Origin of the sequence: Rhodococcus opacus, from assembly GCF_012396235.1 — a bacterium.
Classification (GTDB): Bacteria; Actinomycetota; Actinomycetes; order Mycobacteriales; family Mycobacteriaceae; genus Rhodococcus_F; species Rhodococcus_F opacus.
The window spans coordinates 416,046-428,725 of the sequence record NZ_JAAXPA010000002.1 but is presented as its reverse complement, the minus strand read 5'-3'; the positions used below and the strand labels follow the sequence as shown (position 1 = coordinate 428,725).

Sequence of the window (12,680 nt, the reverse complement as noted above, 5' to 3'; positions counted from 1 at the left end):
ACATCCAGTCGGGTGAGTTCACCCGCCGCCTCGTCGCCAACGTCGAGAACGGCAACACCGAGCTCGAGGGCCTGCGCAAGGCCAACGCCGAGCACCCCATCGAGGTCACCGGCAAGAAGCTGCGCGAGATGATGAGCTGGGTCGACCGCCCGATCACCGAAACCGCCTGAATCCCTACCGGCGTTCTTGTGACCCGTGACCGCGTCTACGGCCTCGGTCGCGGGTCACAAGAAGTCAACACCTGTTGAAAGGTCGTGGCGTCTTGCGACTGTGGCCCTGTAACCCGGTGAGGGGCCGGCCATCTTTCCGCTCGAGGGGGGAATTCCAGGACGCGGCCGCAGCCGATCGGCGCTCCGAGGCCGCTTATGCGAGGACACCTATTAGGAGGTTGCTCCCCATGATTTCCAACGTTCGAAAGTCACCCTCGGTGCCCGACGACACCACGATGCAAGACCGGGTGATGCGCAAGGTAGCGCTGCGGCTCATCCCGTTCCTCGCGCTCGCGTACTTCTTGAACTACCTCGACCGCACCAACATCGGCTTCGCGAAGCTCACGATGAGCGAGGACCTCGGGCTCACCGACACGATGTACGGACTCGCCAGCGGGCTCTTCTTCATCGGATACGTCTTCTTCGAAGTGCCCAGCAATCTCGCTCTGAACCGCTTCGGCGCCCGCCGGTGGATCGCCCGGATCATGGTGAGCTGGGGGTTGGTCGCCGCACTGATGGCCTTCGTGCCCAGCGCCACGTGGCTCTATATCGCCCGAATCGCGCTCGGCATCGCCGAGGCGGGCTTCTTCCCCGGCGTCATCCTGTACCTGACGTGGTGGTTCCCCCGCGCGATGCGTGTCCGCCTCACCGGCATCTTCATGCTCGCCCTCCCCATCTCCCAGGCATTGGGTGCCCCCCTCTCCGGCGCCATCGTCCAATACGCGGACGGGTTCCTCGGCCTGGCCGGCTGGCAGGTCTTGTTCCTCGTTCAGGGAATCCCCACCGTCCTGCTCGGCATCGTCGCGTGGTTCTACCTGACGGACCGGCCCCGCCAGGCTCAGTGGCTCACCACCCCCGAACGGGATTGGCTCGATACCACCATGACCGCCGAACAAGCCGGGACGCCGGAGGGTCACGGCTCGGCCCGGCAGAGCCTGCGCGACCCCAAGGTGTGGGCGTTGGGTGTCATCTACTTCGGATTGGGATACGGCCTCTTCGCTCTGTCCTTCTTCCTCCCCACCATCGTCGCCGGTTTCGCCGAGACCTTCGACACCAGTTTCTCCGTCTTCGAGACCGGACTGATCGTCGCGGTGCCGTTCACCGCCGGTGCCATCGCCATGTTCTTCTGGTCGCGGCATTCCGACCGCAAGAATGAAAGAGTCTGGCATGTATTTTTCCCCATGCTTCTCGCCGCGGTGAGCATCCCGGTGGCGCTCTACATGCACTCACCGATGGCGGCGATGGTCGTCATCTCGATCACGGCGATCGGGATCTTCGCTGCATTCCCGGTCTTCTGGTACCTGCCGTCCTCCTTCCTCACCGGAGCAGGCGCGGCGGCCGGCATTGCACTGGTCAATACCGTGGGCGCCACCGCAGGCCTGGCAGCGCCGTACATGACGGGATGGCTACTCGACCTCACCGGCAACTCCCGCGCTGGACTCTGGGTAGTCGGTGCCGTCATGCTCGCCGCTGCGTTGGTGCTTCTGGCGCTCAAGAACCAGCTTCGAGCCGCCGAATACAGCCGCAATCAATAACTGCGCGTATGCCGAGCCCGTGGTGTCTCCACACCACGGGCTCGGCCACGGTTCCCCCACAGGCTGCCCGAACTTCGGTGGCGAATCCGCTGGCCATGAAACCAGCTCGCATTTAGGATGATTCGTCCTGCGAACGGAATGACAAACACGTTGTGAGGCGCGTCCGGGCATCTAAGGCACTGACAAGGTGCTCGACAGGGTCTCGCGAGAGGAGTTCAGTCTGATTCGTCGTCGGGTTGGGTGGCGGCGTCGATCACGCGGTCGAGGGATTTCAGCGAGGTCTGTAGGTCGGCGATCTGCCGCTGTATGCGTTCGCGTTCACGGGTGAGGTCGGCCGCGAGTTGAGCCCAATGCGACTCCACCCGCACCCTGTTCGAGGGCTACCGACTCGGCAGCCTGACCCTGTGCAACCGGGAGATCCGGGCAGCGCCGCACACACCGGGCGGGCAGTGTGCCCGTAGGGTGTTCTCTACCAGAGTGTGAGGGGCAGGCCTGCGGCTTCGGCAGCCCGGATCCGGGCCTCAATGCCCTCGGAGCCCTGGCCTCGAGCGAGGCCGGTGCGGATGGCGGTGGCGATCGCGCGGGTGCGCCCGGCGGGGCCACGGACATCGGCGAGTGGACTGGCGAGGTCGCGGCGCCGCAGGTGGTACTCGGTGCGGTTGACGGCGTTGGTGCCCAGGGCACCTCGGTGCACCACTGCTCGAGCACGGGCACGATCCAGTCCATCTCCGGAACCGTCAGCACCGTCCACCGCTTCGGTGGGCTGCCCCGAGAAGACTTTCCCCAGCGCACGAACAGCGCGCCGAACCGACCGAACTGCGGGGCCTTCGGGTTGTGCCGCAAATCGGCCAGGTCCAGCCCCCATGCTTCGCGACGACGAATCCCGAACGCGTACACCGATTTGAGCAGAGCGGCGTCCCGCATCGCGGCGGCCGCACCCTTGCGGTGGTGCGCGCGGATCTGCTCGACCCGAGCGTCGGCCGCGTCGAACAGGGCCTGGATCTCATCGTAGGTCGACGGCCGCCGACGCGGGTCACCCTCGTGTTCGGTGACACGCACGATCGAATTTTCCTCGTGCAGCAGTTGTCTCGGCGCGACACCAAAACGATCCCGGCATTCCTGCGGCCACCCGTAGCGGGGATCGGTGACATATGTGAGGAACTGGCGCAGCGTGATCTCATAGATCCGCGCCGTGGACACCACGATCGGTTTCGTGCCGCGACGACAACTGGCGATGAACTCCTCGAGGTCCGCGCACTGCCAGTTCCACGGATAGTCGTTGGTGAACTCGGCAAGCCGTCGTAACAAGGCGCGCCGCTGCTCGATCGTCGCGGGCTGGAGGAAACGGGCGCACTGCTGCGCCGCCCACCCGTCCAACATCGCACCGAATACCGTCGTCTCCGGGTCCAAGTGTGCGACACCGGGTGCGAGGACCAAGTGTGCGACACCGGGGCGATCCGCCGTGTCGGCCACGATGCATAGAATCATTGCGGCATGTAAGACAACACCCAAAATGCTGGTGGAATGGGCGCCGCGTGACGGCGTTCCTCGGAGTCGGGCCTCGGACTACGCTGTGACTGCGTCCTACTTCGAAAGCGTCGAATGCGTCATCGGATGCAACTCCGCCTAGTTTGCGCCTTACACGTCGCGGGCGTTCGACACGAGTTGATGGACGTCCTTGGTCGGTGGCGCCGAGTCCGAAACTGATGATCCGTTCGGGGTGGATGCGAATGGTCGGTCCGCCGAGATCGTTCGCCTGGGCCGCCTCGGCGTCGAGTGCCTCGGCGCGCCCGCGGATTTCGACACAGCGGACCCGCCACGGGTCGACGGACGGCACGTCGTCCACGACGAACGCCACCTTCCCGTTGTCGGCGACGTTGCGGAACTTGCGGCTCGCCGCCATGTTGTATCCCTGGATGTCGATCGTGGTCGTGGCGGCGTTGTAGACCTCGAGTGAGCTGCAGGTCAAGGATCCGGGACGTCCTCAGCCGAGATCGTCGACCGCGCGCCGGGCTTCCTCGACGCGCCGCTCCGCCGCGTCGAGGTCTCGCTCCCCCCGATGCACCGCCTCCGCCGACGCCTTCTCCGCGTTCCGGGTGAACTGCCGCTCCTGCTCGGCATGTTCGACTTCGGCGCGCAGTTCCTCGATCCGGTGGTCGATCTCCGTCAGCGTCGACCGTGCCTGCTCCAGTTCCGTTCTCGCGTCGTTCAGTTCGCCGCGGACCTCGTCGGCCCGGGACGTGGCGTCCGCCAGTTCGGCCCCGACCGCCGCCCGTTCGGCGGCGCGGTCGCGCTCCGGCGACTTCTTCTTCGACGTCTTCCCCGACTTCTCGGCCGGAGGCGTGGGGGTGGGTTCGGACTTCCCTCCTTTCTTCGCGGTCTTTCCCTGGACGACGGTGAGTCCGGCCGGACCGAAACCGCTGTAGCTCGCCGCCGTCACCACCCGGCCGCGCCGCACCTGTTCGGCGGTCTCGGCGTCGGCGAGAGCGGCGTGCAGCGTCTGACCGACATCCCGCAGCGCGTCCTCCCCGACTGTCCGGCCCCGCTCGGCAGCGAGTTCACCGGCCTTGCGCGCCAACGCGCGCACTACTTGCTGCCGTTGCGTGTTCAGTCGCCGAAGGTCCGAGCCGGACAGGTGTCGCTGCGCGTCGCGGAGAGCGTCACCGAGGGTGAGGAGCGCGTCGACCTCGTCGGGCAGCTCGCGGGCGAGCAGGTTGACGAGCCAGCCGACGACCGTCGGCTTCCGCAGCTTCCCGATCTCGGCTGCCAATGCGCGGTCCTTGTTCTCCCGCGCCGCGGTCACCTGCGCGGTGCGCGCCTCGACGAACTCACCGGGGTCCAGGCCGTACAGTTCGTCGGCGACGTCGTCGAGGGTCACGGCCCAATACTTTCACCGTGACCGCGCCGCTCGGGCCGACTCGGGTCAGGCCAGTCGTTCGGCCGCGGCCGCGATTCGTTCGTCGCTGGCCGTGAGGGCGATGCGCACGTGGGTGCCGCCGCCGGGACCGTAGAACTCGCCCGGTGCCACGAGAATGCCCCGCTCGGCGAACCACTCGACGGTGTCCCGGCAGGCTTCGCCGCGGGTCGCCCACAGGTACAGCCCGGCTTCGGAGTTGTCGACGGTGAATCCGGCGCCGCGCACCGCTGCGAGAAGGATCTCGCGGCGACGGCGGTACCGCTCACGCTGCTCGTTCTCGTGGTCGTCGTCGCTGAGTGCAGCGGTCATCGCCGACTGGATCGGCAACGGCACCATCATGCCCGCGTGCTTGCGGACCTCGAGAAGTTCGGCCACCAACGCCGGGTCACCGGTGACGAACCCCGCGCGGTAACTCGCGAGGTTGGACGTCTTCGACAGAGAGTGCACCGCGAGGAGCCCGGTGAGATCGCCGTCGTTCACCCGCTCATCGAGGATCGAGAGGGCTTCGCCCTCCCAGCTCAATCCCAGGTAGCACTCGTCGGACGCCACGATCGCGCCGCGGCGACGCGCCCAGTCGACCACCTTGCGCAGATGCTCGAGACCGAGCACCTTGCCGGTGGGGTTGGACGGCGAGTTCACGAAGATCAGCGACGCGCCCTCCGGGCCGAGCCGGTTGAGACCATCGGCCCGGATCACCCGCGCACCGGCGAGGAGCGCACCGACCTCGTAGGTCGGGTACGCCAGCTCCGGAATGACGACGAGGTCGTCGGCGCCGAGCCCGAGAAGGCGTGGCAGCCAGGCGATGAGCTCCTTCGTGCCGATCGCGGGCAGCACCGCAGCCGGATCGATGCCGGTGATTCCGTAGCGGCGACGCAGCGCCTCCACCGCGGCGCTCCGCAGCTCTTCGGTGCCGTGCGTCGTCGGATATCCCGGAACCGCGGCGACCGCGGTCAGCGCGTCCTGGATGATCGGGGCGACCGGATCGACCGGGGTCCCCACCGAGAGGTTGACGATGCCACCCGGGTGGGCGAAGGCTTTCGCCTTCGCCGACTCGAGCGAGTCCCACGGAAAGTCGGGAAGTGCTTTTGCTACCGGGATTCGAGGCACATCTAGTCCTCGCCCATGGGGGGCAGAGCCTTGACGAACGGCGGGTCGTAGTCGACCTTGCCCAGCTTCGCCGCGCCACCGGGGGAACCGAGGTCGTCGAAGAAGTCGACGTTCGCGGCGATGTAGCCGTTCCACTGGTCCGGGACGTCGTCTTCGTAGAAGATGGCCTCGACGGGGCAGACGGGTTCACAGGCGCCGCAGTCCACGCATTCGTCCGGATGGATGTAGAGCATCCGTCCGCCCTCGTAGATGCAGTCGACAGGGCATTCCTCGATACACGCCTTGTCCAACACATCCACGCACGGTTCAGCAATCGTGTAGGGCACTGCCGCTCTCCCTGCCTTTCTGACACGAGTAAGCACGAGGTACGGGCCGCTTGTACCCCGCGGAAGAAACTATTATCGCCTGCCCGGCGGGCCTCTCTGCGGTGAGGGTTACCTGACCCGGCGCACCGCCGCGGTCAGCCGCGCCCGGGACGCGATCCACTGCTCGCCCGCTTTCGCAGCTCTCACCAGCGCGCCCCGTTCTCCGAGGTACCCGGCCACCACACCGACCACCGGGATGTTCCCCAGCAACGAGTAGGTCGAGCCCGGCCCAGGACGCTTGTCGAGTTCGTCACTGAGCGCGCGCACGGTGCGGGCGGTGCGCCACAGCGCGCCGATCAGCGCGAACGGGAGCCACCCCGACTCGCCGTCCGCGGAATCGGATCGCGCCGTGCCGGCGAGCACCGCCGGCGCATCCGTCTCACGCCGGCAGAGTACGGACGCCAGCAGGTCCACCTGGTCGAACCGGTTCGTCACGCCGTGTTCCCGGGCGACGGCGACGAGAACGACGGCCTGATTCGCGAACCCGAGCACGTCCTGGATCGGGAGCCGATTGAGCAGCACACCGAAGATGCCCGGGAACGCGACCGCGATCGTGTTCAGCGCACCGATCCGCGTCACCCACCACTGGGCCCGCTCGTCGTCGCTCGCCTTCTCCCACGACGCCGTCCCCGGGAACTGGACGGTGTCGAGAACCCAGGCGATGACGTCGAGCAGCGCCTCCGCGGCGCTCCGGTCCTCCGCTGTCGGGGTGAACGTCCGGCTCTTGATGCCGAACGGATCCGTGAGAGCCAGATCGAGCACGGGGTTGATGCCCCGTGCGGCACGATCCAGGATGGTGACGACCTGGTCGTCGCCCAGCCGGTCCGTCTCGCTCATGCGGCCGGTGTCCTTCCCTCGCGTCGGGCGTGTGTCGTGGTGCGTTCGCGGGCCGGGCGGCCGATTCCCTCGGCGATGGCCCGCAGTTCGGCGACGGTCTTCTCGGATCCGTGCTCCGAACCCGCCATCCGGGAGATGGTCTCCTCCATCAGGGTGCCGCCGAGGTCGTTGGCGCCGCCCTGCAACATCACCTGGGTACCGGTGACACCCAGCTTGACCCAGCTGGTCTGGATGTTCGGGATCCGCCCGTGCAGCATGATCCGGGCCAGGGCGTGGACGGCCCGGTTGTCACGGTTGGTCGGGCCCGGACGGGACGCGCCCGCCAGATACAGCGGCGCACTCTGATGCACGAAGGGCAGGGGGACGAATTCGGTGAATCCGCCTGTCCGGTCCTGGATTCCGCGCAGCACCCGCAGATGCCCGACCCAGTGCTTCGGGTTGTCGACGTGGCCGTACATCATCGTCGAACTCGACCGCAGACCCAGCTCGTGTGCGGTGGTCACCACCTCGATCCAGGTGGCGGTGGGCAGCTTGCCCTTGGTGAGCACCCAGCGGACCTCGTCGTCGAGGATTTCCGCGGCCGTGCCGGGAATGGTGTCGAGGCCGGCCTCGCGCAGTTCCGTCAACCAGTCCCGGATGCTCTGCCCGCCGCGGGAGGCGCCGTTGACGATCTCCATCGGGCTGAACGCGTGCACGTGCATCGACGGCACCCGCGCCTTCACCGCACGCACCAGATCGGCGTACCCGGTGACCGGGAGCTCCGGGTCGATGCCACCCTGCATGCAGACCTCGGTCGCGCCCGCGACGTGGGCCTCCCAGGCCCGGTCCGCGACCTCGCCGGTGGACAGCGTGAACGCATCCGCGTCACCCTTGCGCTGCGCGAACGCGCAGAAACGGCACCCGGTGTAGCAGATGTTGGTGAAGTTGATGTTCCGGTTCACCACATAGGTCACCTCGTCGCCGACGGCGTCCTTGCGGAGCGCATCCGCCAGCGCCACCATCGCCTCGAGCCCCGGACCCTCGGCCGTGGCCAACGCCAGGTATTCGTCGTCGGTGCATCCGGCCGGATCACGCTCGGCGCTGCGCAACGCCGCGAGGACGTCCGTGTCCACCCGCACCGGGCCGCTCAGCTCCAGCACCTGCTCGCGGACGGTCTCCCAGTCCCCGAACGCGCTGCCGAGGTCGCTGCGCGTCTCGGTGTTGCGGCCCTCGGTGTCGATCTCGGTATTCAGATCCACCCGGCCCGCCGACTCCCACGACTCGTCCGGCTCCTGCCACGGCAACCCGACCGGGATCGTGTCCGGCCGTGCCAGCCCGGTGTGCGGGTCGGCGAGGGCCTGCACGTGCCCGATGATCCGCGGATCGATCCACGGCGAACCGGCCAGCACGAACTGCGGCTGCGCCGCCGTGCGCTCGGTGAGCTCGAACCCGGCCTCGGCGGTGATCTCGGCCAGGGTGTCCAGGTTCGGCCACGGCCGCTCCGGGTTCACGTGGTCCGGGGTCAGCGGCGACACGCCGCCCCAGTCGTCGACACCCGCACCCAGCAGCGCCAGGCATTCGGTGTTCGACACCAGGTTGGGTGGTGACTGGATGCGCATCCCCGGGCCGAGCAGCAACCGGGACACGGCGATGGTCGCGAGGAACTCCTCGAGGCCCGCGTCCGGGGTGTCGCGCATCGCGGTGTCGGGCTTGGCGAGGAAGTTCTGGACGATCACTTCCTGAACGTGGCCGAACGCCTTGTGCGACTTGCGGATCGCCATGATCGATTCCGCCCGTTCCCGGACGGTCTCGCCGATGCCCACCAGAATGCCCGTCGTGAACGGCACACTCAACCTGCCGGCGTCGGTGAGTGTGCGCAACCGCACCGCCGGATCCTTGTCGGGGCTGCCGTAGTGGCACTCGCCCTTGTCGGTGAACAACCGGGTGGACGTCGTCTCGAGCATCATGCCCATCGAGGGAGCCACCGGCTTGAGGCGGGAGATCTCCTCCCAGCTCATCACACCCGGGTTCAGGTGCGGCAGCAGCCCGGTCTCCTCGAGGACCCGGATCGACATCGCACGCAGGTAGTCGAGTGTCGAATCGTAGCCGCGCTCGTCCAGCCACTGCTTGGCCTCCGGCCACCGATCCTCGGGACGGTCGCCCAGGGTGAAGAGGGCTTCCTTGCAGCCCAATTCGGCGCCCTGCCGGGCGATCTCCAGCACCTCGTCCGGTTCCAGATACGCGCCGCGCCCCTCGGCCCGCAGCTTGCCGGGCACGGTGACGAACGTGCAGTAGTGGCACTTGTCCCGGCACAACCGCGTCAGGGGAATGAACACCTTACGCGAGTACGTGACAGCCTTGGGTCTGCCCGCCGCCAGCAACCCGGCGTCCCGGACCTTCGCCGCCGACGAACACAGGTCGGTCAGGTCGTCGCCGCGGGCCTGCAGCAGGGTCGTCGCCTCGTCCACGTTCAGAGTGGCGCCGTCACGGGCACGTCGCAGCACCCGCCGCATGGCGGAGGCGGTGGGGGCTACTTCCTGCGCGGATGCGCCGGACGGAGCCGGTGCCGGAACACCGGGCATGGGAAGCATCGTGGGCCGGCCGGATTCTTCACCTGAATGGGTCACCCAGCGATCATGCGCCATCGACGACGACCACTGCCACCCAGACTCCCGCGAACGCGCCGATCGCTATTCGCGGGGGTAGTCCTCGTCGACCGGAACCGCCCGGCTCTGCTCGGCCACGTCCGCCTCGTTCACCTCCAGTGACGACACTTCTTCGACCTCGTCGGAACTGTCGTCGTCCACGGCGAGTTCCTGCTCGAGCCGGTCTGCCTCGGGAACCTCCGGAGAATCGGCCGCATCGAATGACGTCATGTCTGCGCTCCTTTCACTTCGGGGGGGTTCTCTTACGATAGGTCGGTTCTCGACAGAATGCCGGGGCACGGCCAAAGTAGGGGCATGAGTGTGCCCACCACCGTCACGATGGCGGACCCGCTGTGGCGGCCCAGCCCCAGGGCCAAGCAACTGTGGGCGATCAACGCCGCCCTTCTCTGGCTTCCGCTCTTCGTCGCGCAAGCGGTCGCTCTCGTCTTCCACTGGTGGCCCGTGTGGGTGCACGTCACGGTCCTCGCGATCACCGTCGTGCTCGCGATCCTCCACGTCGCCGTCGTACCGCTCTGGCGGTACCGGGTGCACCGCTGGGAGATCAGCGACACCGCGGTCTACACCCGCAGCGGCTGGTTCACTCAGGAACGACGCATCGCGCCCATCTCCCGCATCCAGACCGTCGACACCGAACGCGGACCCATCGACCGCATGCTGGGGCTGGCGACCGTCACCGTCACGACGGCGTCGTCCGCGGGTGCCGTCAAGATCTCCGCCCTCGATCAGGACACCGCCGATCGCACCGTCGCCCGGCTCACCGAGATCGCGGGCACCAATGTCGGTGACGCCACATGAGTGCGGCACCGGAACCGGGAATCGCTCCCCCCATCGCGCACGGCGAGGCCGCGGCCGCCGCCGAGGAGGAACAGCCCTGGTTGCGCCTGGACCGCCGGATGCTGCTCGTCCACCCGGTCGACGAGATCGTCAAACTTCTGCCCGTGTTGCTGATCTCGCTGGTGATCGGCACCCAGAGCGGCAACCACGTGTGGAGTCTCGTCGCCATCGTCGTGTTCGTGGTGTTCGGCGTCTCGCGCTGGTTCACGACGAGCTACCGCATCGGTCCGGTCCACGTGCAACTGCGGCAGGGCCTGTTCCGCAAACGCCTGCTGTCGGTACCACGCAACCGCATCCGATCCGTCGACGTCGAGGCGGGGGTCCTGCATCGCCTGCTCGGGCTGTCGATCGTGCGCATCGGCACCGGCCAGCAGGTCGGTTCCAAACCCGACGCGGCGAAGTTCGAACTCAACGCCCTCTCCACCGGGCAGGTTCCCGGCCTGCGGGCCGCACTGCTCGCCCGGCAGCCCTCGCCCGACGTCGAACAGACCGCGGTCACACAGGAGCCCGCAGTGACCGAGATCGGCCACTGGACACCGGTCTGGGTCCGCTACGCCCCGTTCTCGGTGACCGGCGTGGTGACCATCGCGGCGATCGTCGGTCTCGCGTTCCAGTACGGAATCGGCGCGAAGATCGCCCGCTCGTCGACGGTGGCCGAGGGCATCGAATCCGCCGAGCGCGTCGGGATCGCCATCGCCGTCGTCGTCGGGATCGTCGTCCTCCTGATCGCCGCCAGCGCCCTGGCCTGCATCCGGTACCTCCTCACGTACGGCAACATGACGCTGACGGACAACGGCCGCACCCTGCACGTCAGCCACGGGCTGCTGAAGACCCGCCAGACCACCCTGGATCGCGCCCGCCTCCGCGGGACGACCCTCAAGGAACCGCTCCTCCTCCGTCTCGCCGGCGGTGCCCGACTGGATGCCGTCATGACCGGCGTCAGCGCCGAGAGGCGGGAGTCCTCGCTCCTGCTCCCCCAGGCGCCGCGTGCGGAAGCGGAGCGGGTGATGGCCACCGTCATCAGCGACCACCGTCAGGCCGCGGTCCCGCTCACCCCGCACGGCCCGGTCGCCCAGCGGCGGCGCTACACGCGGGCCCTGATCCCCGCCGAGATCGCGCTCGCCGTCGCCCTGGTCTTCGTGATCCTCGACCGGCCGGTGTTCTGGGCAGCGTGGGCCGCGATCGTCGCGCTCGCCGTCGGCGGCGTGGTCCTGGCGTGGGATCGGTACCGCGGCCTCGGCCATGCGGTGCTGCCCGGGTGGCTGATCACCCGCAGCGGCTCCCTCGACCGCGCCCGGGACAGCCTCGAGGCCGACGGGATCATCGGGTGGACCGTCCGTCAAACGTTCTTCCAACGGCGGGCGGGTGTGGCGACCGTCATCGCCGCCACACCCGCAGGCACCGGGAAGTACCTGGTGATCGATCTGCCTGCCGATCAGGCGTGGTCGCTCGTCGAGTCGGTGACACCCGGCGGAGGTGACGTGTGGGCGCGGCGCTGACCGACATCGCCGGTCTCGACGCCCAGCTGATCGAATGCCGAGCCTGCCCCCGCCTCGTCGAGTGGCGGGAGAAGGTCGCACGCGAGAAGCGCGCGTCGTTCCGTGACGAAACCTATTGGGGTCGCCCGGTCCCCGGATTCGGTCCACCCGATGCGTCCCTGCTGATCGTCGGTCTCGCCCCCGCCGCCCACGGCGCGAACCGGACCGGGCGCATGTTCACCGGCGACCGCAGCGGCGACTTCCTCTACGCCGCACTCCACGCTGTGGGACTCGCGAGCCAGCCCACCGCCACCCACATCGGCGACGGCCTCGAACTGTTCGGCGTCCGCATCACGTCCCCGGTGCACTGCGCGCCGCCCGCGAACAAGCCCACCCCGGACGAACGCGACAACTGCCGCCACTGGCTCGACGCCGAACTGCGCATCCTGCAACCCCACCTGCGGTCGGTGATCGTCCTCGGCGGATTCGGCTGGCAGTCGCTGCTCCCCGTCCTCGACGACGCCGGGTGGGCCGTCCCCCGGCCGCGACCCAAATTCGGGCACGGCGCGCACGTCGAACTCCCCGGCGCCGAACGTCCCCTGCACCTGTTCGGCTGCTACCACGTCAGCCAGCAGAACACCTTCACCGGCCGGCTCACCCCCGCCATGCTCGAGTCGGTGCTGTCCGACGCCGCCCGCGCGGCCGGGCTGATCGGGTGATTCCGGGCCACCCTCCCCGAACGAACTGGACGCC

Annotated in this window: 11 protein-coding genes and 2 pseudogenes; 5 read left to right on the top strand and 8 right to left on the bottom strand. The window is 68.2% G+C overall.

Annotation, left to right across the window (positions count from 1 at the left end):
- Both HGB39_RS03995 and HGB39_RS03990 read left to right on the top strand, forming a co-directional pair.
- Positions 1–170: pseudogene (locus HGB39_RS03995) on the top strand (ketol-acid reductoisomerase); the annotation flags it as partial.
- 227 nt (positions 171–397) lie between these two features.
- Positions 398–1,744, top strand: a complete 1,347-nt coding sequence (locus HGB39_RS03990) for an MFS transporter (RefSeq protein WP_043789070.1) — start codon at positions 398–400, stop codon at positions 1,742–1,744.
- A gap of 318 nt (positions 1,745–2,062) precedes the next feature.
- Here the strand turns inward: HGB39_RS03990 and HGB39_RS38440 are convergent, their stop codons facing one another.
- The 8 genes and pseudogenes from HGB39_RS38440 to HGB39_RS03950 all read right to left on the bottom strand — a co-directional run bounded on the left by HGB39_RS38440 (position 2,063) and on the right by HGB39_RS03950 (position 9,825).
- Positions 2,063–3,217: a site-specific integrase gene (locus HGB39_RS38440; protein WP_376744837.1), complete on the bottom strand. Its 1,155-nt coding sequence runs from the start codon at positions 3,215–3,217 to the stop codon at positions 2,063–2,065.
- A 165-nt stretch (positions 3,218–3,382) separates the two neighbouring features.
- Positions 3,383–3,689, bottom strand: a pseudogene (locus HGB39_RS40145) (PPOX class F420-dependent oxidoreductase); the annotation flags it as partial.
- Positions 3,690–3,728: 39 nt separating this feature from the next.
- Positions 3,729–4,622: a hypothetical protein gene (locus tag HGB39_RS03975; RefSeq protein WP_005569081.1), complete on the bottom strand. Its 894-nt coding sequence runs from the start codon at positions 4,620–4,622 to the stop codon at positions 3,729–3,731.
- Positions 4,623–4,667: 45 nt separating this feature from the next.
- The gene (gene dapC / locus HGB39_RS03970) at positions 4,668–5,768 is read right to left on the bottom strand and encodes a succinyldiaminopimelate transaminase (protein ID WP_005569079.1); all 1,101 of its coding nucleotides are present in this window, start codon (positions 5,766–5,768) and stop codon (positions 4,668–4,670) included.
- A 2-nt stretch (positions 5,769–5,770) separates the two neighbouring features.
- A complete protein-coding gene (gene fdxA, locus HGB39_RS03965; RefSeq protein ID WP_005263360.1) occupies positions 5,771–6,094 on the bottom strand; it encodes a ferredoxin in 324 nt (107 codons plus the stop codon).
- 108 nt (positions 6,095–6,202) lie between these two features.
- Positions 6,203–6,970, bottom strand: a complete 768-nt coding sequence (locus HGB39_RS03960) for a hypothetical protein (protein WP_005569077.1) — start codon at positions 6,968–6,970, stop codon at positions 6,203–6,205.
- Positions 6,967–9,594, bottom strand: coding sequence for a bifunctional FO biosynthesis protein CofGH (locus HGB39_RS03955; RefSeq protein WP_054247373.1), 2,628 nt, complete (start codon positions 9,592–9,594; stop codon positions 6,967–6,969). Before HGB39_RS03955 ends, HGB39_RS03960 begins: the two co-directional genes overlap by 4 nt.
- Positions 9,595–9,639: 45 nt before the next feature.
- Positions 9,640–9,825, bottom strand: coding sequence for an Rv3202a family protein (locus HGB39_RS03950; protein WP_005566848.1), 186 nt, complete (start codon positions 9,823–9,825; stop codon positions 9,640–9,642).
- An 84-nt stretch (positions 9,826–9,909) separates the two neighbouring features.
- On the opposite strand from HGB39_RS03950, the gene HGB39_RS03945 reads away from it, so the two are divergent.
- Genes HGB39_RS03945 through HGB39_RS03935 form a run of 3 tightly spaced genes read left to right on the top strand, consistent with a single transcriptional unit; the run spans position 9,910 to position 12,646 of the window.
- Positions 9,910–10,410: a PH domain-containing protein gene (locus tag HGB39_RS03945; RefSeq protein WP_005566846.1), complete on the top strand. Its 501-nt coding sequence runs from the start codon at positions 9,910–9,912 to the stop codon at positions 10,408–10,410.
- Positions 10,407–11,948, top strand: coding sequence for a PH domain-containing protein (locus HGB39_RS03940; protein ID WP_005566845.1), 1,542 nt, complete (start codon positions 10,407–10,409; stop codon positions 11,946–11,948). Before HGB39_RS03945 ends, HGB39_RS03940 begins: the two co-directional genes overlap by 4 nt.
- Positions 11,933–12,646 (top strand): uracil-DNA glycosylase, encoded by a 714-nt coding sequence (locus tag HGB39_RS03935; protein ID WP_005566843.1) that lies wholly within the window; start codon positions 11,933–11,935, stop codon positions 12,644–12,646. The genes HGB39_RS03940 and HGB39_RS03935 overlap by 16 nt, the downstream gene beginning before the upstream one ends.
- The last annotated feature ends 34 nt before the right edge of the window (positions 12,647–12,680 follow it).

Excerpts from the sequence above, each read along its gene's own strand:
- HGB39_RS03950 (WP_005566848.1), bottom strand. The coding sequence starts at position 9,825 with ATGACGTCATTCGATGCGGCCGATTCTCCGGAGGTTCCCGAGGCAGAC.
- HGB39_RS03940 (WP_005566845.1), top strand. The coding sequence starts at position 10,407 with ATGAGTGCGGCACCGGAACCGGGAATCGCTCCCCCCATCGCGCACGGC.
- HGB39_RS03945 (WP_005566846.1), top strand. The coding sequence starts at position 9,910 with ATGAGTGTGCCCACCACCGTCACGATGGCGGACCCGCTGTGGCGGCCC.
- HGB39_RS03990 (WP_043789070.1), top strand. The coding sequence starts at position 398 with ATGATTTCCAACGTTCGAAAGTCACCCTCGGTGCCCGACGACACCACG.
- HGB39_RS03955 (WP_054247373.1), bottom strand. The coding sequence starts at position 9,594 with ATGGCGCATGATCGCTGGGTGACCCATTCAGGTGAAGAATCCGGCCGG.
- HGB39_RS03960 (WP_005569077.1), bottom strand. The coding sequence starts at position 6,970 with ATGAGCGAGACGGACCGGCTGGGCGACGACCAGGTCGTCACCATCCTG.